At 50.9% G+C, this 20,394-nt stretch carries 18 protein-coding genes; 8 read left to right on the top strand and 10 right to left on the bottom strand.

Features of this window, described 5'->3' with window-relative positions:
* Nucleotides 1-12: 12 nt before the first annotated feature.
* A complete protein-coding gene (locus tag BZK41_RS06835) occupies nucleotides 13-1,062 on the bottom strand; it encodes a YeiH family protein (RefSeq protein ID WP_043016967.1) in 1,050 nt (349 codons plus the stop codon).
* A 244-nt stretch (nucleotides 1,063-1,306) separates the two neighbouring features.
* On the opposite strand from BZK41_RS06835, the gene yieE reads away from it, so the two are divergent.
* Nucleotides 1,307-2,188, top strand: a complete 882-nt coding sequence (gene yieE / locus BZK41_RS06830) for a DNA-binding transcriptional regulator YeiE (RefSeq protein WP_079937633.1) — start codon at nucleotides 1,307-1,309, stop codon at nucleotides 2,186-2,188.
* A 195-nt stretch (nucleotides 2,189-2,383) separates the two neighbouring features.
* Nucleotides 2,384-3,853, top strand: coding sequence for a lysine-specific permease (gene lysP / locus BZK41_RS06825; protein ID WP_079937632.1), 1,470 nt, complete (start codon nucleotides 2,384-2,386; stop codon nucleotides 3,851-3,853).
* Between the two features lie 65 nt (nucleotides 3,854-3,918).
* On the opposite strand, the gene BZK41_RS06820 is transcribed toward lysP, so the two are convergent.
* A complete protein-coding gene (locus tag BZK41_RS06820; RefSeq protein WP_079937631.1) occupies nucleotides 3,919-5,904 on the bottom strand; it encodes a ligand-gated channel protein in 1,986 nt (661 codons plus the stop codon).
* Between the two features lie 279 nt (nucleotides 5,905-6,183).
* Nucleotides 6,184-7,020 carry an S-formylglutathione hydrolase gene (gene fghA, locus BZK41_RS06815; RefSeq protein WP_079937630.1) on the bottom strand — a complete coding sequence of 279 codons (837 nt, stop codon included), beginning with the start codon at nucleotides 7,018-7,020 and terminating at the stop codon, nucleotides 6,184-6,186.
* Nucleotides 7,021-7,341: 321 nt separating this feature from the next.
* Between fghA and folE the strand changes: the two genes are divergently transcribed.
* The 6 genes from folE to mglC all read left to right on the top strand — a co-directional run bounded on the left by folE (nucleotide 7,342) and on the right by mglC (nucleotide 14,262).
* Complete coding sequence (gene folE, locus BZK41_RS06810; protein WP_003027410.1) at nucleotides 7,342-8,010, top strand: GTP cyclohydrolase I FolE; 669 nt, start codon at nucleotides 7,342-7,344, stop codon at nucleotides 8,008-8,010.
* Between the two features lie 14 nt (nucleotides 8,011-8,024).
* Nucleotides 8,025-9,182, top strand: coding sequence for a DUF418 domain-containing protein YeiB (yeiB, locus tag BZK41_RS06805; protein ID WP_079937629.1), 1,158 nt, complete (start codon nucleotides 8,025-8,027; stop codon nucleotides 9,180-9,182).
* A gap of 144 nt (nucleotides 9,183-9,326) precedes the next feature.
* Nucleotides 9,327-10,352 carry an HTH-type transcriptional regulator GalS gene (galS, locus tag BZK41_RS06800; RefSeq protein WP_020996668.1) on the top strand — a complete coding sequence of 342 codons (1,026 nt, stop codon included), beginning with the start codon at nucleotides 9,327-9,329 and terminating at the stop codon, nucleotides 10,350-10,352.
* Between the two features lie 293 nt (nucleotides 10,353-10,645).
* Nucleotides 10,646-11,644, top strand: a complete 999-nt coding sequence (mglB, locus tag BZK41_RS06795) for a galactose/glucose ABC transporter substrate-binding protein MglB (protein ID WP_043016958.1) — start codon at nucleotides 10,646-10,648, stop codon at nucleotides 11,642-11,644.
* A 71-nt stretch (nucleotides 11,645-11,715) separates the two neighbouring features.
* Nucleotides 11,716-13,236, top strand: coding sequence for a galactose/methyl galactoside ABC transporter ATP-binding protein MglA (gene mglA / locus BZK41_RS06790; RefSeq protein ID WP_003027396.1), 1,521 nt, complete (start codon nucleotides 11,716-11,718; stop codon nucleotides 13,234-13,236).
* 15 nt (nucleotides 13,237-13,251) lie between these two features.
* Nucleotides 13,252-14,262: a galactose/methyl galactoside ABC transporter permease MglC gene (mglC, locus tag BZK41_RS06785; protein WP_003027393.1), complete on the top strand. Its 1,011-nt coding sequence runs from the start codon at nucleotides 13,252-13,254 to the stop codon at nucleotides 14,260-14,262.
* A 57-nt stretch (nucleotides 14,263-14,319) separates the two neighbouring features.
* Here the strand turns inward: mglC and preA are convergent, their stop codons facing one another.
* The 7 genes from preA to BZK41_RS06750 form a co-directional block, all read right to left on the bottom strand.
* Nucleotides 14,320-15,555 carry an NAD-dependent dihydropyrimidine dehydrogenase subunit PreA gene (gene preA / locus BZK41_RS06780; RefSeq protein WP_079937628.1) on the bottom strand — a complete coding sequence of 412 codons (1,236 nt, stop codon included), beginning with the start codon at nucleotides 15,553-15,555 and terminating at the stop codon, nucleotides 14,320-14,322.
* Entirely contained in the window at nucleotides 15,549-16,790 is a 1,242-nt protein-coding gene (locus tag BZK41_RS06775) for an NAD(P)-dependent oxidoreductase (RefSeq protein WP_079937627.1), read from the bottom strand. The genes preA and BZK41_RS06775 overlap by 7 nt, the downstream gene beginning before the upstream one ends.
* A 233-nt stretch (nucleotides 16,791-17,023) precedes the next feature.
* A complete protein-coding gene (locus BZK41_RS06770; RefSeq protein ID WP_003027385.1) occupies nucleotides 17,024-17,263 on the bottom strand; it encodes a DUF2542 family protein in 240 nt (79 codons plus the stop codon).
* A gap of 2 nt (nucleotides 17,264-17,265) precedes the next feature.
* Nucleotides 17,266-17,985 (bottom strand): outer membrane permeability protein SanA, encoded by a 720-nt coding sequence (gene sanA / locus BZK41_RS06765; RefSeq protein WP_003027383.1) that lies wholly within the window; start codon nucleotides 17,983-17,985, stop codon nucleotides 17,266-17,268.
* A gap of 163 nt (nucleotides 17,986-18,148) precedes the next feature.
* A complete protein-coding gene (cdd, locus tag BZK41_RS06760) occupies nucleotides 18,149-19,033 on the bottom strand; it encodes a cytidine deaminase (RefSeq protein WP_079937626.1) in 885 nt (294 codons plus the stop codon).
* 148 nt (nucleotides 19,034-19,181) lie between these two features.
* On the bottom strand, nucleotides 19,182-19,877 hold the full coding sequence (locus BZK41_RS06755) for a CidB/LrgB family autolysis modulator (protein WP_003027380.1): 696 nt from the start codon (nucleotides 19,875-19,877) through the stop codon (nucleotides 19,182-19,184).
* Nucleotides 19,874-20,272 carry a CidA/LrgA family protein gene (locus BZK41_RS06750; protein WP_016153711.1) on the bottom strand — a complete coding sequence of 133 codons (399 nt, stop codon included), beginning with the start codon at nucleotides 20,270-20,272 and terminating at the stop codon, nucleotides 19,874-19,876. Before BZK41_RS06750 ends, BZK41_RS06755 begins: the two co-directional genes overlap by 4 nt.
* Nucleotides 20,273-20,394: the final 122 nt, after the last annotated feature.

Here is a 20,394-nt window from a genome sequence, read left to right as displayed (position 1 = left end):
AGTCGTGATCGTTTATGCCATCAGGGCGTGGACAGCGACGTTAATCGCAGCACCACCGACAATCAACCAGACAAACAGCAGCAGGGCCATCAGTAACGGTTTGGCACCGGCTTTTTTCAGTGCGCTAACGTGAGTAGTTAGCCCCAGTGCAGCCATTGCCATTGCCAGCAAAATGGTGTCCAGCGTTACCAACATGTTCACAACCGACTGCGGCAGCAGGTGGAACGAGTTAAAAATCGCGACCACAATGAACAGGATGGCAAACCATGGAATAGTGATTTTGCTTTTCTCACCGCCCGTAGCCGGAGACAACTGTTTAACGCGTGCGGCCAGGAGGATGAGGAACGGTGCCAGCATCATGACACGCAGCATTTTGGCAATAACTGCGGCGTTTTCCGCATCCGGGTTAATGGCGTGCCCGGCAGCCACTACCTGTGCCACTTCATGCATGGTGGAACCAATGTAAATGCCGTAGGTTTCTGGGCTAAACCAGTGTGCTAGCAGCGGATACATCGCCGGATACAGGAAGATAGCGATGGTACCGAAGATAACCACAGTGGCGACAGCGACGGTTACCTTACTGGCTTCCGCTTTCACTACCGGCTCGGTTGCCAACACGGCGGCGGCACCACAAATGCTGCTCCCCGCACCAATCAGCCAACTGGTGTGGCGGTCCAGACCAAACACTTTCTGCCCCAGGAAGCAGGCAATCATAAAGGTACTGCTCAGCGTTAACACATCAATCACGATACCGCTGACGCCGACGTCAGCAATTTGCGCGAAGGTGAGGCGGAAGCCGTAGAGGATGATCCCCAGACGTAATAAATGTTGTTTAGCAAACAGCACGCCGCCGTCACAGCTTTTCCAGATGTGCGGATAGACGGTGTTGCCGAGGACCATCCCCAACAAGATTGCTAAGGTGAGGGCGCTGAACCCGGCACCTGCGACGGCGGGAATAGATCCACCCCATAAGGCGACCCCAGTGATAACTGCACTCAGGGCAAGCCCCGGAATAAAATGCCACGCTGTACGACGATGAGTCTGCAAGGTGAGTTCTGTCATATCCTTCTCCTTTATCTGGGTAAAAGAGTACGGCGAAGTGGTTTAAAAATAAAATTGATTATATATTTATAATTAATCTATATAAGTGGTATACCCGTCATACTTCAAGTTGCATGTGCGTTGGCTGCGCTCGTTCACCCCAGTCACGTACTTAAGTACGTTCCCGGGGATGCTCTCTCTTGCCGCCTTCCTGCAACTCGAATTATTTAGGGTATAAGTGACGGTTATCCGGTGGAAAACGACTATGCATATCACCCTGCGACAACTTGAAGTGTTTGCTGAGGTACTAAAAAGCGGTTCAACGACCCAGGCGTCTGTCATGCTGGCATTGTCGCAATCGGCGGTGAGTGCGGCACTTACCGATCTGGAAGGGCAACTCGGCGTGCAACTGTTTGACCGTGTTGGTAAACGACTGGTGGTCAACGAGCACGGGCGTTTGCTTTACCCACGCGCGCTGGCATTACTTGAGCAAACGACCGAAATCGAACAGCTTTTTCGCGAAGATAATGGCGCTATCCGGGTTTATGCCAGTAGCACCATTGGCAACTACATTTTGCCGGCTATGATCGCCCGCTATCGGCAGGATTTTCCTGATTTGCCGCTCGAGTTGAGCGTGGGTAACAGTCAGGATGTGATTAATGCGGTGCTAGATTTTAGGGTTGATATAGGACTGATCGAAGGGCCGTGTCACAGTACTGAAATCATCTCTGAACCGTGGCTGGAAGACGAGCTGGTGGTGTTTGCCGCACCGTCGTCACCGCTCACAAAGGGGCCTGTGACGCTGGAACAGCTAGCTGCTTCGCCGTGGATCCTGCGTGAGCGAGGATCGGGTACGCGCGAACTGGTGGATTACCTGCTGCTGTCTCATCTGCCGAGATTTCAAATGGCAATGGAGTTGGGTAATTCAGAGGCCATTAAGCATGCGGTGCGCCATGGTCTCGGGATCAGCTGCTTGTCGCGTCGGGTCATTGCGGAGCAGTTGCAGGCGGGAACGTTGAGCGAAGTTCCCGTACCGCTGCCGCGTTTAGTCCGTACTCTCTGGCGCGTGCATCACCGGCAAAAACATATCTCCAATGCCATTACGCGTTTTTTACATTACAGCGACCAGGTCGAGTTGGGCAAATAGGGCGCTTACTGTCGTAATGTCACCTTTTTGTAGAACGGCGGTTATAACTTAACCGCCTTACACCGCATATTTTCTGCTTTACTTATAATCCGCGGCCAGTCATGAAGGTCTCTTATAACAGCGTATTTGTGCCGGAAGAATGCCATTTCGTCTGCTACAATCGCGCCTCATTTTTTGGATGGATAGCATTTTCACATGGTTTCCGAAACTAAAACCACAGAAGCGCCCACGCTACGTCGTGAACTGAAGGCGCGTCACCTGACGATGATTGCCATTGGAGGCTCCATCGGTACAGGTCTTTTCGTTGCATCTGGTGCAACTATTTCTGCAGCGGGTCCTGGCGGCGCGTTGTTCTCTTATATTCTGATCGGTCTGATGGTGTACTTCCTGATGACCAGCCTCGGTGAACTGGCTGCCTATATGCCGGTTTCCGGCTCGTTTTCCACCTACGGTCAGAACTACGTAGAAGAAGGCTTTGGCTTCGCGCTGGGCTGGAACTACTGGTACAACTGGGCGGTAACGATTGCCGTTGACCTGGTGGCCGCACAGCTGGTGATGAGCTGGTGGTTCCCGGACACGCCGGGCTGGATCTGGAGTGCGCTGTTCCTTGGCGTTATCTTCCTGCTGAACTACATTTCCGTTCGCGGATTTGGTGAAGCGGAATATTGGTTCTCCCTGATCAAAGTTACCACCGTCATTATCTTCATCGTAGTTGGCGTGATGATGATTTTCGGTATCTTCAAAGGCGCTCAGCCGGTGGGCTGGAGCAACTGGACGACCGGTGATGCACCGTTTGCCGGTGGTTTTGCCGCCATGATTGGCGTGGCGATGATCGTCGGCTTCTCCTTCCAGGGGACGGAGCTTATCGGTATCGCGGCTGGCGAATCTGAAGATCCTGAAAAGAACATTCCACGTGCGGTACGTCAGGTGTTCTGGCGAATCCTGCTGTTCTATGTGTTCGCGATTTTGATTATCAGCCTGATTATTCCGTATACCGATCCAAGCCTGCTGCGTAACGATGTAAAAGACATCAGCGTTAGCCCGTTCACGCTGGTATTCCAGCATGCGGGTCTGCTGTCTGCGGCAGCGGTGATGAACGCGGTTATCCTGACGGCGGTGCTGTCTGCAGGTAACTCCGGGATGTACGCCTCCACGCGTATGCTTTACACCCTGGCATGTGACGGTAAAGCGCCGCGTATTTTCGGTAAACTGTCTCGTGGCGGCGTACCGCGTAACGCGCTGTATGCGACTACCGTGGTGGCGGGGCTGTGCTTCCTGACCTCGATGTTTGGCAACCAGACCGTGTACCTGTGGCTGCTGAATACTTCCGGAATGACGGGCTTTATCGCCTGGCTGGGGATTGCTATTAGCCACTATCGCTTCCGTCGCGGTTATGTGCTGCAGGGTCACGATGTGAAGGACCTGCCGTACCGTTCTGGCTTCTTCCCGCTGGGTCCGATCTTCGCCTTTGTGCTGTGCCTGATTATCACCCTGGGTCAGAACTACGAAGCATTCCTGAAAGACAGCATTGACTGGGGCGGCGTGATGGCTACCTATATTGGTATCCCGCTGTTCCTGATTATCTGGTTTGGCTATAAGCTGACCAAAGGAACCCGTTTTGTTCGCTACAGCGAAATGAAATTCCCGGATCGCGTGAAGAAATAACAGTATAAAAAAGCATAACAAAAACCCCGGCATGATGAGTGCCGGGGTTTTTTATTGCGTCAGACTTAGAAGCTGTAAGTCATGCCAACCGTGTAGCGACGTCCATCAAGGACGGTGTCGTAGGTATCGTAATCGATTTGTTTATCCAGCACGTTATACACGCCAGCGGTCATCAACAGATCCTTGGTAGCATAGTAACGTAAACCAACGTCGACCTGAGTATAGGATGGGGTGCCCTGTGCCATGGAGGTACGACTCAGGTATTCAGACGTTTTCCCGCGCAGATTCAGACGGCTCCAGAAACCGAGATCCTGCGTAGCCTGCCAGTCCAGCGTCGTGTTAAACATATGCTTCGGCATTTTGTTCAACGGCTGGCCGGAGAACTGACCGCTTTTCTGCTCAGATTCTGTGTAGGTGTAGTTTGCGGTCCAGTTGACGTCAGAGGTTATTTTCCAGCCGAAGGTGGATTCTACGCCGCGCATATTGGCTTTATCGACGTTAACGCGATCGCTGACGAAGTCATAATGGGTGCCGCCGATGGTGCAGGCCGGATCGGAACTGCTGTTACAACGGCGAACTTCGGTGATTTTGTTTTTGAAGTCGGTATTGAACAGCGTCACGCCTGCGTTGAGGTCGTTGCCGTTATCCCACAGTAAACCGATCTCTTCGCTGAGGCTTTTCTCCGGTTTCAGATCCGGGTTGCCGACAATGATTCCGTTCAGACGACCGCCGCCGGTAACCTGTCCCCAACTGGCAGAAGACTGGCGCAGATCCGGTGCGCGATAGCCCGCGGAAACGCCACCTTTTAAGGTCCACTGATCGCTCAGATGCCATACGCCATAGCCGCGCGGCGTCCAGTTGTCACCGTAGTTTTCATCTTTATCCATACGCAGACCGCCGGTCAGCGTGAAGGTATCGGTTACGGCCCATTCATCTTCAGCAAACAGCGCCCAGCTCCAGCGGGTCAGTTTGTTCAGTCCATCAGCCGCTTGCAGCTGGTTGCCATTATCGCGCAGTTTTTCATAACGGTATTGCCCGCCTAGCGTCAGGGTGTGCGCCCCAAGGAAGACCTGGTTCTGGTTATTGAAAATCGTGTTGTAGGACTTCATCTGGCGACCGGGGTTGTCGGTCTCTTCCTGCTGGATATAGCTGGTGGAGTTGAAGTCGTCATAATAACCGCTGTGGGTTATTGAATACGTGGTGTGCACATACTTGTTTTCGCTTTTACTGTTGGGCTTACAGCTTCCGTTACGGCAGTTTTCCTCGGCCATGGATTTGCCCGGCGTACTGTCCCGATCCTGCAATTCACGTGCGTAATCAAAATCGATGTCGTTTTTATCATCTGGCGTAAAGTTCAGGGTTAATCCCCCGCTACGCATACGCTGTTCATTGTAGCCATTAACGATTTCATCTTCCGCGCGGTGGGAGAATAATCCGGTCACCTTCGCACCAAGTAATCCGTCAATCAGTGGCCCAGACGCATAGGCGTTGGTCTGGTAAATATCGCCGGAGTCTCTGTCTTCCTGGAAAGTGGCATCGCCGTGCAGAGAGCCGGTCCAGGCTTTGGTATTCGACACTTTCTTGGTGATGACGTTAATGACGCCGCCCATCGCATCGGAGCCGTAGAGGGATGACATCGGGCCACGGATTACCTCGATGCGCTCGATGGATTCCAGCGGCGGCAGCCAACCTTGCTCAATACCTGAGTTGTCGCTGTTAGGACGAGTGCCGCGGGTGCTGATGCGTTTGCCGTTGACCAGGAAGAGCGTGTATTGCGAAGCCATCCCGCGAATACTGATATCGCTGCTGCTCCCCCCGCCAGTGACGACGACGCCAGGGACATCTTTTAGCGCATCGGTGACATCTCGATAGGCTTTGTCCTCAATCTGCTGCTTGGTAATAACAGATATCGAAGCCGGGGCATCCTGAATTTTCTGCTCGAAACCGGTAGCGGTAACGACCACGGTGTCTTGTTCAGCGGCATGGCCGAGTGATGGGAGGCAGGCGACGCATACTGCGGCAGCTACAGCCTTAACGTGAGGTATAGTCATTTGTATCATTCCATTTAAATGAATCAAACTGCGCGTCATGTGAAAGGCCATGACAATTGTATGTATTTGTCTTTTAAGGACTCTTTTCAGTAAAGAAGCGGGGGGATTGTACAAAAGTATGAATATTTGTAAACACAAATGATAATAGAAATCATTTGTGTTTGATATGATTTGGGGTGAAATGCTTTTTTAATCAATGAGATAGTGGAGGAAGAAAAAAGGAGAAAAAGTGAAGGAATGATGGAGAAATGAAGAGGGCTTCCGCCCTCAACTCAGGAATTACTTCAGCAAATGCTGGGCGTGGAAGCGCAGGTGATCCTCAATAAACGACGCAATAAAGTAATAGCTGTGGTCGTAACCAGGCTGGATGCGTAGCGTCATTGGCCATGCAGTCTGACGGGCCGTTTCGGCCAGTACCGCGGGCTGCAACTGATCGGCAAGAAACTGATCGCTGTCTCCCTGATCGATTAGCGTCGGAATTGCGTCTGCGGGCTTGCTGGCCAGCATTAATGCGCAGCTATCCCACTCTGCCCACTGTGTTTTATCTTCGCCCAGATAAGCGCTAAAAGCCTTCTCACCCCACGGAACGCGACAAGGGTTTACGATCGGCGCAAAGGCGGAAACGCTGGTGTATTTCCCGGGGTTTTTCAGCGCCATAATTAATGCGCCGTGACCGCCCATGGAGTGTCCGCTGATGGCGCAGCGATCGCTGACGTTAAACTGCGACTGAATCAGGGCCGGAAGCTCATCACGCAGATAGTCATACATACGAAAATGCGTTGCCCACGGTTGCTGGGTGGCATTGAGGTAAAAGCCTGCTCCCTGGCCTAAATCGTAGCCATCATCATTGGCAACCTGCTCGCCGCGCGGACTGGTATCCGGCATCACCAGCACAATGCCCAACTCTGCTGCGATGCGCTGCGCGCCTGCTTTGGTGGTGAAGTTTTCATCATTACAGGTCAGACCCGACAGCCAGTACAGCACCGGAGGCGGGGCGGTATCGCGGGGTGGTGGAAGAAAAATACTGAAGGTCATGGCGCAATTTAACGTTGCGGAGTCGTGACGCCAGCGTTGCTGCCAGCCTTCAAAACAGCGGTGCTCTTCAAGCATTTCCATGCGTGGCTCCTTGTTGTGTTGAACCTGAATGTGTTTGCGAACTCATCATAATACAGATTATTCATAGCACTGTGAGTAACTTTCACTTCCGCATTGAGCAAACATACTTCATCATCTATATAACTTTACATTAACACTCGACATCACCGGGCTGAACAGCAAGTGAAATTGCTACGCTGAAAGGCTGTGCCAATTTCAATAATTATCGCGGTGAATACTGGATTATGTGCGCCGCCTCACGCACAATGTTCTGGCTGTGACACAGCCTAAAAACTTTGCCCCATGCAGGGCAGAGGCGCCCCACCTGCAGGAGAAAAAGAAATGTCATCACTCAGTAAAGAAGCGGCACTGGTTCATGAAGCGCTGGTTGCGCGTGGTCTCGAAACCCCGCTGCGCCCGCCCGTGCAAGAGATGGATAACGAAACACGCAAACGTCTTATCTCTGGCCATATGACCGAGATTATGCAATTGCTCAATCTCGATTTGAGCGATGACAGTCTGATGGAAACTCCGCATCGCATTGCGAAAATGTATGTCGATGAGATTTTCTCCGGCCTCGATTACGCCAACTTCCCCAAAATCACCGTCATTGAAAACAAAATGAAGGTGGACGAGATGGTCACGGTCCGCGATATCACGCTGACCAGCACCTGCGAACACCACTTTGTCACTATCGATGGCAAAGCGACGGTGGCGTATATTCCGAAAGATTCGGTCATTGGTCTGTCGAAGATTAACCGCATTGTGCAGTTCTTTGCACAGCGTCCGCAGGTACAGGAACGTCTGACCCAGCAAATTCTCACCGCGCTGCAAACGCTGCTCGGGACGAATAATGTGGCGGTGTCGATTGATGCGGTGCATTACTGTGTGAAAGCGCGCGGCATTCGCGATGCGACAAGTGCGACCACCACCACGTCTCTTGGTGGATTGTTTAAGTCCAGCCAGAACACGCGTCAGGAATTCCTGCGCGCAGTACGTCATCACAACTGATTAGGGCAGGAACCATGGAGCGTAATGTCACGCTGGATTTTATTCGTGGCGTCGCCATTCTTGGTATCCTGCTTCTCAATATAAGCGCCTTTGGCTTGCCAAAGGCGGCATATCTCAATCCCGCGTGGTATGGCGACATTACCTTATCTGACGCCTGGACCTGGGCGCTGCTCGATCTCTTCGCGCAGGTAAAATTCCTCACGTTGTTTGCCCTGCTGTTCGGTGCCGGTCTGCAAATGCTGCTCCCGCGTGGTAAACGCTGGATCCAGTCGCGGCTTACGTTGCTAGTGCTATTGGGCTTTATTCACGGTTTACTCTTCTGGGATGGCGATATCCTGCTGGCATATGGCTTGATCGGTCTGATTTGCTGGCGGCTGGTCCGGGATGCGCCGTCGGTGAAAAGCTTATTTAACACCGGCGTGGTGCTTTATTTGGTGGGCGTTGGTGTACTGCTGCTGTTGGGTGTGATCTCCGGGAGCGAAACCAGCCGGGCCTGGACGCCGGATGCTTCAGCGTTGCTGTATGAAAAATACTGGAAAGTGAACGGCGGAATGGAAGCAATCAGCAATCGCGTGGATATGATGTCCAATAGCTTGCTGGCGTTAGGTGCGCAATATGGCTGGCAACTGGCGGGGATGATGCTGCTCGGCGCGGCATTAATGCGCAGCGGCTGGTTAAAAGGGCAGTACAGTTTGCAGCATTATCGACGCACTGGCGTTCTGCTGGTTATTATCGGCATGGCGATTAACCTGCCTGCTATCGTCGCCCAGTGGCAACTGGACTGGGCCTACCGCTGGTGTGCCTTCCTGTTACAAGCCCCGCGAGAGCTGGGTGCGCCTTTGCAAACCATTGGTTATGCTGCGCTGATGTTTGGTTTCTGGCCACAGCTTAGTCGCTTCAAATGGGTCATTGCTATCGCCTGTGTGGGGCGCATGGCATTAACCAACTATCTGTTACAAACCTTAATCTGCACCACGTTGTTTTACCAGGCCGGTTTATTTATGAAATTTGACCGGCTGGAGCTGCTGTATTTCGTCATCCCGGTCTGGGCTATTAACTTACTTTTCTCCGTCATATGGCTGCGTTATTACCGCCAGGGCCCGGTGGAATGGCTGTGGCGTCAATTAACCCTGCGTGCTGCGGGGACATCATTACCGCGAACATCCAGATAACGATCTGGATCACATTCATTAACAAAATGGATGTAAGCGCTTTCATTCCTGTGACATCACTCACGCAGTCCGTTTCATTGTGCTGACAAAATACCCAGCCTGGGGTGTCTGCGGGCAGCCGCAATCTAAAACAGGGCAGTGAATATGGTAACCATTCGTGATGTGGCACGGCAGTCTGGCGTTTCTGTAGCGACCGTTTCCCGCGTACTGAACAACAGTGCGCTGGTGAGTCCCGATACGCGTGAAGCGGTAATGAAAGCAGTCACTCAGCTTGGCTATCGACCTAATGCCAACGCACAAGCGCTGGCGACGCAGGTAAGCGACACGATTGGTGTTGTCGTCATGGATGTATCAGATGCGTTTTTTGGCGCGCTGGTAAAAGCCGTGGATATGGTTGCCCAGCAGCATCAGAAGTATGTCCTGATTGGCAACAGCTACCATGAGGCGGAAAAAGAACGTCATGCCATTGAGGTGTTGATTCGCCAACGCTGTAACGCGCTGATTGTACACTCTAAAGCACTGAGCGATCGGGAGCTGGCCGAGTTTATGGATCAAATCCCCGGCATGGTGCTGATCAACCGCCTGGTACCGGGTTACGCTCACCGTTGCGTCTGCCTGGATAACATCAGCGGTGCTAAAATGGCGACCCGAATGCTGCTAAATAATGGCCATCAACGCATCGGCTATCTGGCATCAAGCCACCGCATTGAAGATGACGCCATGCGCAAAGAAGGGTGGTTAACTGCCCTGCAAGAGCAGGGGATTGTTGCGGCAGAAAGCTGGGTCGGCACCGGTTCGCCCGATATGCAGGGCGGAGAGTCCGCGATGGTGGAACTGCTGGGGCGTAACTTACAGCTGACGGCGGTCTTCGCTTATAACGACAATATGGCAGCCGGCGCGCTGACCGCGCTAAAAGATAACGGCATCGCTATTCCATTACACCTTTCTATCATTGGCTTCGATGATATTCCCATCGCGCGTTACACCGATCCGCAGCTAACTACTGTGCGCTATCCCATTGCCTCAATGGCAAAAATGGCGACGGAGCTTGCGCTACAGGGGGCGGCTGGCACGTTGGATCCGCAGGCGTCGCATTGTTTTATGCCAACGCTGGTGCGTCGCCATTCAGTGGCGCTGCGGCAGAATGCGGCACCGATCACTAACTCATAACGTTGCGCGATGTAACCGCTTTCAATATGTGAGTAAATTCACAGTATATTAACAATGCGATAGCTATGATGACACTGTTTGTTGCGCTGTAACTACTATGTAACGGTGAATAATCACTTTCATCGAGGTATAGGTGCCTTAAACAAAAATTAAAGCCTGTTTTTGGAGCGTTGCCAGACACGGAAGAAATATTTTTTAAAAGTGAGCTTCGGCGTTCAGTAACACTTCAGTAACGTTCTGCCTGCCGAGCATTTATCTCAAGTACTACCCTGCATAATAAAACCGGAGATACCATGAATAAGAAGGTGTTGACCCTGTCTGCTGTAATGGCAAGCATGTTATTCGGCGCGGCTGCGCACGCTGCTGATACCCGCATTGGTGTGACTATCTATAAGTATGACGATAACTTTATGTCTGTAGTACGTAAGGCTATTGAAAAAGATGCCAAAGCGGCACCAGATGTACAGCTGCTGATGAACGACTCGCAGAACGACCAGTCCAAACAAAACGATCAGATCGACGTGCTGCTGGCAAAAGGCGTTAAAGCACTGGCGATTAACCTGGTTGACCCGGCAGCTGCTGGCACGGTCATTGAAAAAGCACGCGGACAGAACGTACCGATCGTGTTCTTCAACAAAGAACCTTCTCGTAAAGCGCTGGACAGCTATGACAAAGCGTATTACGTCGGTACCGACTCTAAAGAGTCCGGCATTATTCAGGGTGATTTGATTGCCAAACACTGGGCAGCTAACCCGAACTGGGACCTGAACAAAGACGGCAAAATTCAGTTTGTTCTGCTGAAAGGCGAACCGGGACACCCGGATGCTGAAGCGCGTACTACTTACGTGATTAAAGAGCTGAACGACAAAGGCATTAAAACTGAGCAGCTGCAGTTAGATACTGCAATGTGGGATACCGCTCAGGCGAAAGATAAGATGGATGCGTGGATGTCCGGTCCAAACGCGAACAAAATTGAAGTGGTTATCGCCAACAATGATGCGATGGCAATGGGTGCAGTTGAAGCGTTGAAAGCGCACAACAAAACCAGCGTACCAGTATTTGGTGTGGATGCGCTGCCTGAAGCGCTGGCTCTGGTGAAATCTGGCGCCATGGCCGGTACCGTGCTGAACGATGCTAACAACCAGGCGAAAGCCACCTTCGATCTGGCGAGAAACCTGGCTGATGGCAAAGGTGCGGCAGATGGCACTAACTGGAAAATTGAGAACAAGATTGTTCGCGTTCCGTACGTAGGTGTCGATAAAGATAATCTGGCAGAGTTCACCAACAAATAAATACTCCGTATGTGGGCGCAATTTCATTGCGCCCTTAATAATGCACTCTGCAAGGCCAACAAGGTATAATTATGGTCAGCACACATACTCAGTCGTCAGGCGAATACTTGTTGGAAATGACCGGCATCAACAAGTCCTTCCCCGGCGTTAAGGCGCTTGATAATGTCAATTTAAAAGTTCGCCCGCATTCTATTCACGCCCTAATGGGAGAGAATGGCGCAGGGAAATCAACATTATTGAAATGTCTTTTCGGCATCTATCAAAAAGATTCCGGCAGTATTTTATTTCAGGGTAAAGAAATCGATTTTCATTCTGCTAAAGAAGCGCTTGAAAATGGTATTTCGATGGTACACCAGGAATTAAACCTGGTATTACAACGTTCTGTGATGGACAACATGTGGCTGGGACGCTATCCCACCAAAGGTATGTTTGTCGATCAGGAAAAAATGTACCGCGATACCAAAGCGATATTCGATGAACTGGATATTGATATCGATCCGCGTGCGCGCGTCGGTACATTATCTGTTTCACAAATGCAGATGATTGAAATTGCGAAAGCATTCTCCTATGACGCCAAAATCGTCATCATGGATGAGCCAACTTCATCGTTAACCGAGAAAGAAGTTAACCATCTGTTCACCATCATCCGTAAGCTGAAAGAGCGTGGATGCGGTATTGTTTATATTTCTCACAAAATGGAAGAAATCTTCCAGCTGTGCGATGAAATTACCGTACTGCGCGACGGTCAGTGGATTGCGACCCAGCCGCTGGAAGGGCTGGATATGGATAAGATCATCGCCATGATGGTCGGACGTTCACTGAACCAACGTTTTCCGGATAAAGAAAACAAACCAGGTGAAGTCATTCTGCAAGTGCGTAACCTGACCTCGCTGCGTCAGCCGTCGATTCGTGATATCTCGTTTGATTTGCACAAAGGGGAAATTCTTGGGATTGCCGGTCTGGTAGGCGCAAAACGCACGGATATCGTTGAAACGCTTTTTGGTATTCGTGAGAAATCATCGGGTACGATTACGCTACACGGCAAAAAAATTAATAACCACAGTGCAAATGAAGCCATCAACCATGGTTTTGCACTGGTCACGGAAGAGCGCCGCTCAACCGGTATTTATGCGTATCTGGACATTGGTTTTAACTCGTTAATCTCCAATATCCAAAACTATAAAAACAAAGTTGGTCTGTTGGATAATTCCCGCATGAAGAGTGATACCCAGTGGGTAATTGACTCCATGAGGGTGAAAACACCGGGCCATCGTACGCAAATCGGTTCACTTTCTGGCGGTAATCAGCAAAAGGTGGTTATTGGTCGTTGGTTATTAACTCAGCCAGAAATTCTGATGCTGGATGAACCGACGCGTGGAATTGATGTTGGCGCGAAATTTGAAATTTATCAGTTGATTGCCGAACTCGCGAAAAAGGATAAGGGGATTATTATTATTTCCTCTGAAATGCCGGAGCTGCTGGGTATTACCGATCGTATTCTGGTGATGAGCAATGGTCTCGTTGCTGGAATTGTTGACACTAAAACAACAACGCAAAACGAAATCCTCCGTCTTGCGTCTTTGCACCTTTAAGATTAGGGGCTCCTCATGAGTGCGTTAAATAAGAAAAGTTTTCTTACTTACCTGAAAGAAGGCGGAATTTACGTTGTTCTTTTGGTTTTGCTGGCGATTATTATTTTCCAGGATCCCACTTTCTTAAGCTTACTGAACCTGAGTAATATTCTGACGCAATCCTCGGTGCGTATTATTATCGCATTGGGTGTGGCTGGACTGATTGTTACCCAAGGGACCGACCTGTCGGCGGGGCGTCAGGTTGGCCTTGCGGCAGTGGTGGCGGCAACTCTGTTGCAGTCGATGGAGAATGCCAACAAGGTGTTCCCGGAAATGGCGACGATGCCGATCATTGTCGTGGTGCTGATTGTCTGCGTGATTGGTGCCATTATCGGTCTGGTGAACGGTATTATCATTGCTTATCTGAACGTAACGCCGTTTATTACCACATTGGGTACGATGATTATCGTTTACGGTATCAACTCCCTGTACTACGACTTCGTCGGCGCATCGCCAATTTCTGGCTTTGACAGCGGATTCTCAACCTTTGCGCAGGGCTTTATTGCACTGGGCAGTTTCCGACTCTCCTACATCACATTCTATGCGCTGATTGCGGTGGCCTTTGTGTGGGTGCTGTGGAACAAGACCCGTTTCGGTAAAAACATTTTTGCCATCGGCGGAAACCCAGAAGCCGCGAAAGTATCCGGTGTAAACGTTGCGCTGAACCTGCTGATTATCTATGCGTTGTCTGGCGTGTTCTATGCCTTCGGTGGTTTGCTGGAAGCCGGACGTATCGGCTCGGCGACCAACAACCTCGGCTTTATGTATGAGCTGGATGCGATTGCGGCGTGCGTGGTTGGTGGTGTGTCGTTCAGCGGCGGCGTAGGTACCGTGTTTGGCGTGGTGACCGGTGTGATTATCTTCACCGTCATCAACTACGGTTTGACCTACATCGGCGTGAACCCTTACTGGCAGTATATTATCAAGGGCGGCATTATCATCTTCGCGGTCGCGTTGGACTCACTGAAGTACGCGCGTAAGAAGTAATCGTACAACGTAAAAAGCCCGGTGCAGTGTAACCTGCACCGGGCTTTTTTATCAGCGTTACAACGTTAACGCATGTTCTTTCTCTCCGGGTTTAAATTTCACCTCGCCCAGATCAATACAGGCTACCGGGCAAACGTGACCGCACAATAAACATCCCACACATTTTTCCGTGTTACAGTGCGGTGTGCGGGTTTCCTCATTCCATTCCATCGCCTGATGCCCACCGTCATAGCAGGAGATGTAGCAACGACCACAGCCGACGCATTTATCAAGATGGATGTTCGGATAGACAATGTAGCTACGGTCAAGCGCCTCGGCGGGGATGATATTGGCATTGGCCAGACCGACCATTTCCTCCAGTGAGTCAAACCCTTGATCGGCGAGGTAATGCGACAGCCCGCTGGTCATGTCCTCCACAATTCGATAACCATACTGCATGATTCCGGTGGTTACCTGCAGTGTGGCCGCGCCTAGCAGTAAAAACTCGGCGGCATCTTCCCAGGTCTCAATTCCTCCAATGCCGCTAATCGGGAAATCGCGCAGTTCAGGGTGCATGCGCAGTTGTTGGATAAATCGCAAAGCAATAGGTTTAACTGCCTTGCCGGAGTAGCCGGAAATACTGGATTTACCGTTGACGACCGGCATCCCGATTTTCCTGTTCAGGTCGATATTGGTGATGGATTTAACCGTATTGATGGTCGCGATACCGTCGGCTCCTCCGCGTTTTGCCGCCAGCGCCACCTCACACATATCACCAATATTTGGCGTCATTTTAGCCAGCATTGGCAGGGGCGAACCGCGTTTAACCGCCCGACAGTATTTTTCAACCAGCTCAGGACTTTGCCCCACATCGCTGCCCATGGCATGTGAGGTCATTTGCGGGCACGAGAAGTTGCACTCGATCATATCTGCACCCGCTTCTTCAACCAGGCGGGCCAGTTCCTGCCATTGCTGCTCATTTTCCCCCATGATCGACGCAATCAGTACCTTGTCTGGGTAGTCTTGTTTCAGTCGCCGAATAGCAGCCAGATTCTCCTCCAGCGGATGCTCGGCAATTTGCTCCATGTTTTTGAAGCCAATAAAGCCGGTATCTTCTTTGGTGAGATGGTCAAAGCGCGGGGAGACTTCATTCGCAATAAAGAAACCGATCGTTTTAAAAACAATACCGCCCCAGCCGGTATCATAGGCTTTGGCGCACATTTCATAGCAGTTGCCCACCGGAGAGGAAGAGAGGCAGAACGGGTTGGGAAATTTGACGCCGCAAAAGGTGATAGAAAGATCTTTCGTTAACATGAGCAAGCTCCCTCTAAATAGTAATGAATGGCCTGAGCGGCTTCTTTTCCGGTTTTCACGGCGTAAACGACCGTTTTATCGCCTTCAACAATATCGCCCGCAGCAAACAGAACCGGATCGGCGGTTTGGTAGTTTTGCGTATTGATAAGATTGCGCTGTGGCTTTAACGCGGCGAAATTATCAAGCTGAGCGTGTTGGCCAACGGCAAGAATAATGTGCTCGGCTTCCAGCGTGAGCTCACCTGGCAGGCGTACGTGCTTAAAGGTAACTTGATTTCCGCTAACCGCCACGGGCGTGAAACCGTCAATAATCGACACGCCTAATGCCTGGGTGCTGCTGAATTCTTTATCGCTGGCCGGGAAGTCGGTCAGTTCTTCACGCGCAACACAGGTGACTGAAGGGCAGCCCAGCAGCTTCAATGTACTGGCGACATCCATCGCCACATCGCCACCGCCGATGATTAATGCACTTTTGGCGACGGTAATATCGCCGCTGGATTGCCGGGCTCGTTGCAGAAAATCGACGGCAATTTCAACGTGATTCGCCTTCTCAAACAGAGGCAATGTTGATCCGTAAGACATGCCTACGGTAACCAGTACGGCGCGATATTCTGATTTGAGTTGCTCAACAGAAAGGGCATTGCCGACTTCACAATTGCACTTGATGGTCACGCCCATTTCGACGATACGGGCAATTTCATGATCCAAAATCGAATGCGGCAAACGAAACTCTGGGATGCCATAGCGCAACCAGCCGCCTGGCTGAGCCTGTTTTTCGAAGATGGTTACGTCATAACCAAGATTGCTCAGCGTTACGCTGGCCTGTAATCCTGCCGGACCTGCACCGATAATGGCGACCTTGCCCAGCGTTTTTGTTGCCGGCTGATAGATTTTCATCGCGGTCTGCTGTTCAAAATCGGTTATAAAGCGCTGCAGACGCGCGATATCGATAGGTTTATCAATTCCTGAGCGCGTACACCCGCGCTGGCATAATTTTTCGGTTGGGCAAACTCGGGCACACACCGCACCGAGCGCATTATTTTCGCGGATAGTTTCGGCCGCGCCTTTAAAATTACGGAAATAAATGGAACGAATAAATTTCCCAGGGTCGGTTTGCGCCGGGCAATCCTGACTACAGGGGGCATCGTGACATAATAAACAGCGGGAAGCCTCTTTTATTGCTAATAATGGAGTAAAAGCAGGGGTGAGCTCATCCAGATAATTTTGTTGTGGCATATTTTCTTCCTTAATGCTTGAGTAAATTAAGGCAAACCGTTAATAACAAAATATAAAAAGTGAAAGGCTATTCTTAAGGCTAAGCACTGCAGGAAGAGTATTCTGTGAAAGGATTCACAAATAGAAGATAGTTTGAGGGAAATGCTGGAGAGCAGCATTAATCCCTTATATTGAAATGGTAACTATTATCAAAATATTAGCTATTCTCAAACGCTAATATAAAAGCAAATGCATTATCGATAAAAAACTAAGTAAATAACCATACCGAAGGATAAGCATCCGCATCCAGCATAAACCAGTACGTAAGACCAAAATTGCAGCGGCTCTTGGTTGCGATAAGCGAAAACCGGTTCGCGCGCATTCTTTTTAATTTTATCTACGGCTCCCGAGCGCCAGCCTTTCCAGGCTTCACGAAAACAAAACACCGGAATGAGCAGAAAGGCCAACACGACGAAAAGGGTTTGTACATCCATGCTTATTTTCCTTGTTTCTTTTGCAATTCGAGTAATTGTTCAGGTGTGACTGCCGGATATCCCTGTGCATCGTCCGGAACCTGATGCATGGTCGGGATGGGCACCAGTGGGCCTAAAAAGCGGGGCTCACGTTTGAAAATGTAGAGATCGGCAAGTGCGCCAAAACGGGCGCCAAATTCACGTACCCGCACGGTGAGCATATCTTTTGGCGAAGGTACCGCGTAGCACTGGGCCTGAATACCCATATGCAGCGCAATAAACAAGGCACGCTCACAGTGGAATCGCTGAGTAATAATGATGAAATCGTTGGTATCGAACACTTTGCGGGTGCGCACGATGGAGTCAAGCGTCCGAAACCCGGCGTAATCAAGCACAATGTCAGCGGGATCGACGCCCGCGGCAATCAAGTCTTTACGCATCGTCATGGGTTCGTTGTAGCTTTGCTGCGCGTTGTCGCCGCTTAGCAGCAGATAGTTTACCTTCCCGCTGTTATAGGCGTTTAATGCGCCCTGAATGCGGTAGCGGTAATACTGATTGATGACGCCGGTGCGGTAATACTTCGCCGTGCCCAGAACCACACCTACCTGGCGGTAGGGTAAATCCTGCAGTTCGTCGTAAATGTAGGGAGCAGTCTTCCAGCTCATCCACCGATCGAGTCCAAGCACAGTCAAAAGCAGCAAGCCTAGCAGGACTAACAGGCTGTAAAACACGCGCTTTAACATGCAGAAAACTCGTTATTTGGATGGAATTTCAATCAGGCTACTGTACCGGAAGACGTAGCGCAAGAAACAGCAGTCTGATTGAGGGGATTTTAGACATTCTGCATAGTGCCGGATGGCGGAGTAAACACCTTATCCGGCCTACGAACTGGCGTTATTGAGTCGATTAACCCAGGAGAACGCGCTCAACATTATTACAGCCCAGTGCCTTCAGGGTAGCGGATGTCGCATCCCATTGAATCAACGGCGCATCGGCTTTTTCAGCCAGTACAGCACGTTGGATATCTGGATAATCATAACCGTTGAGATTCAACAGGTTTAACGCACCTTGCAGCGGCGGCAGAGTCGGGTTGAAGGCGGCATTTTCAGCATAGCTGCCGCTAAAAATACGACCATCTTTACACTCCAGCGCCACGCCGCTTGGAGATTTGCTGTACGGCATATGACATCTGTTGGCGGCGGTGATCGCCGCCTGAGTCAACGCATTACCCTGCAGCGCGAAGCCGTGATCCTGATCGTCCATCAGCAGCGTTTTAATCTCCAGATCTTTTGGGCCGAAGGCATCTGGCAGGTAATCACGCAGCACGTGTGGTGCACGTCCCGGCAGATGAATCCGTAAATCCAGTCCGCTGTTCAGTTCGTTCATAAACTGGCGACAGTGGCCGCACGGCGTGTAGTTGACGGTGATGGCAGCGAGCCCTTTTTCACCGCGCAGCCAGGCGTGGCTGATAGCGCTTTGCTCGGCATGAACGGTTTGCTGCATGGTCGCGCCCAGGAACTCCATGTTCCCACCGAAGTACCAGTTGCCGCTGATGCCGAGAGAGATTGCGCCAACGTTAAAGTTGGACAGCGGAGTACGCGCGCAGGCCGCAGCCAGCGGCAGCAGAGCGAATGCCAGCGCGTCTTCGTCCAGTCCCGATTCGCGTTTCAGCAAAGGGACCTGCTCAGCAGTCAGCATGGCGGGGAAATGTGCATCCGCCAGAACAGGGGCCAGGGCTGATTGCAAGTTATCCGCGAGTTGGGCAAAAGCAGTTTGAAAACGTGGATGCATGGCGATGCCTCATAACAATGTAATGGAATCGTAGTTTACGGGCCTGTTATGGCTTTATATGTGATCCAAATCTCATTGTGTATGCAACTTATGAAACTTAAATGAAAAATGTGCAACGCATCGCAAATAAATAGCTAAAAAATGAAGATCAACCCACCACTGCCAGAATAATCGGGAACAGGAACGGGGCTACCAGTGAGGTAATAATGCCGCAAATGACCAGCGCCAGTGAGCTAAACGCACCTTCCTGATAGTCCAGTTCCGCACAGCGTGCGGTGCCCAGGGCGTGCGACGCGGTGCCCATTGCCAGCCCACGCGCGGCCTTGGTGCGAATACGCATGGCATTGAGTAACGTATGACCAAATACCGCCCCCAGGATACCGACAAAGATGACGCAAACGGCGCTGATAGCCGGAATACCGCCAATACTGCCACCCACCGCCATAGCGATAGGCGTGGTGACCGATTTGGGCATGATAGATGCGGCAATTTGCGGCGATGCGCCCATCAACAAGGCGATTGTTGTACCTGTAACCATCGCCACAACGCTGCCGGCAAAACAGATAGCAATGATTGATTTCCAGCGGGCGCGAATCTGGTGCAGCTGTTCATATAACGGATAGGCCAGCGCGACCACGGCAGGTTGCAGCAAATCGTTCAGTACTTCGCTGCCTTTGAAATAGTGATCGTAGGGAATGCCGGTCAGCAGCAGAATGGGAATAATCACCACCATGGCGACCAGCAGCGGGTTCAATAGCGGCATTTTAAATCGTGCAGCCAGCTTACGTGCGCCAAAAAATACCGCCAGCGTAAGAGGTAACGACCACCAGATATACGACATCATTCTTTAGACCCTTTTTGCCCAACGATTTTGCGCTCACCGTGCACAATGTGCGAGCTCCAGCTCACCACCAGGAAAACGACCAGCGTACTGATAGTACAAGACACTACCACCGGACCAAATTGTGCGCGCAGCAGGTCAAAGTACTGCATGATCCCCACGCCAATTGGGACAAACAGCAAGGCCATATAACGAATCAGCACGTAGCAGCCAGGGTTAACCCATTTTGCCGGTAACACCTGCAAAGCCAGTAAAACAAACAGAATCAACATGCCGATAATGCTGCCCGGAATGGTGATAGGAAGTAGCGATGCAAGAAAAATACCTGCATAGAGGCAGGCATAAATCAGGACGAAGGCGCGCAAATATTGCCAGATAATGTTCAGTGCTTTGCTCATAGTTGAAACCCTTGACGAGACTGATTCATCATACAATTAAACTTAAAAACGTGCTACCGATCACATCATGAATTCTAAGCATAGAGGAAATAGATATCTGGAACATCGGGCGGTGGCCCTAA

This window comes from Citrobacter sp. A316 (assembly GCF_002042945.1).
Taxonomy (GTDB): Bacteria; Pseudomonadota; Gammaproteobacteria; order Enterobacterales; family Enterobacteriaceae; genus Citrobacter; species Citrobacter portucalensis.
This window is presented reverse-complemented; position numbering and strand designations above follow the sequence as displayed.

Coding starts and splice junctions, on each gene's coding strand:
- cdd (WP_079937626.1), bottom strand. CDS start 19,033: ATGCATCCACGTTTTCAAACTGCTTTTGCCCAACTCGCGGATAACTTG.
- mglC (WP_003027393.1), top strand. CDS start 13,252: ATGAGTGCGTTAAATAAGAAAAGTTTTCTTACTTACCTGAAAGAAGGC.
- BZK41_RS06835 (WP_043016967.1), bottom strand. CDS start 1,062: ATGACAGAACTCACCTTGCAGACTCATCGTCGTACAGCGTGGCATTTT.
- preA (WP_079937628.1), bottom strand. CDS start 15,555: ATGTTAACGAAAGATCTTTCTATCACCTTTTGCGGCGTCAAATTTCCC.
- fghA (WP_079937630.1), bottom strand. CDS start 7,020: ATGGAAATGCTTGAAGAGCACCGCTGTTTTGAAGGCTGGCAGCAACGC.
- BZK41_RS06775 (WP_079937627.1), bottom strand. CDS start 16,790: ATGCCACAACAAAATTATCTGGATGAGCTCACCCCTGCTTTTACTCCA.
- sanA (WP_003027383.1), bottom strand. CDS start 17,985: ATGTTAAAGCGCGTGTTTTACAGCCTGTTAGTCCTGCTAGGCTTGCTG.
- yieE (WP_079937633.1), top strand. CDS start 1,307: ATGCATATCACCCTGCGACAACTTGAAGTGTTTGCTGAGGTACTAAAA.
- BZK41_RS06820 (WP_079937631.1), bottom strand. CDS start 5,904: ATGACTATACCTCACGTTAAGGCTGTAGCTGCCGCAGTATGCGTCGCC.
- galS (WP_020996668.1), top strand. CDS start 9,327: ATGGTAACCATTCGTGATGTGGCACGGCAGTCTGGCGTTTCTGTAGCG.
- mglB (WP_043016958.1), top strand. CDS start 10,646: ATGAATAAGAAGGTGTTGACCCTGTCTGCTGTAATGGCAAGCATGTTA.
- BZK41_RS06750 (WP_016153711.1), bottom strand. CDS start 20,272: ATGAGCAAAGCACTGAACATTATCTGGCAATATTTGCGCGCCTTCGTC.
- BZK41_RS06755 (WP_003027380.1), bottom strand. CDS start 19,877: ATGATGTCGTATATCTGGTGGTCGTTACCTCTTACGCTGGCGGTATTT.
- folE (WP_003027410.1), top strand. CDS start 7,342: ATGTCATCACTCAGTAAAGAAGCGGCACTGGTTCATGAAGCGCTGGTT.
- BZK41_RS06770 (WP_003027385.1), bottom strand. CDS start 17,263: ATGGATGTACAAACCCTTTTCGTCGTGTTGGCCTTTCTGCTCATTCCG.
- yeiB (WP_079937629.1), top strand. CDS start 8,025: ATGGAGCGTAATGTCACGCTGGATTTTATTCGTGGCGTCGCCATTCTT.
- lysP (WP_079937632.1), top strand. CDS start 2,384: ATGGTTTCCGAAACTAAAACCACAGAAGCGCCCACGCTACGTCGTGAA.
- mglA (WP_003027396.1), top strand. CDS start 11,716: ATGGTCAGCACACATACTCAGTCGTCAGGCGAATACTTGTTGGAAATG.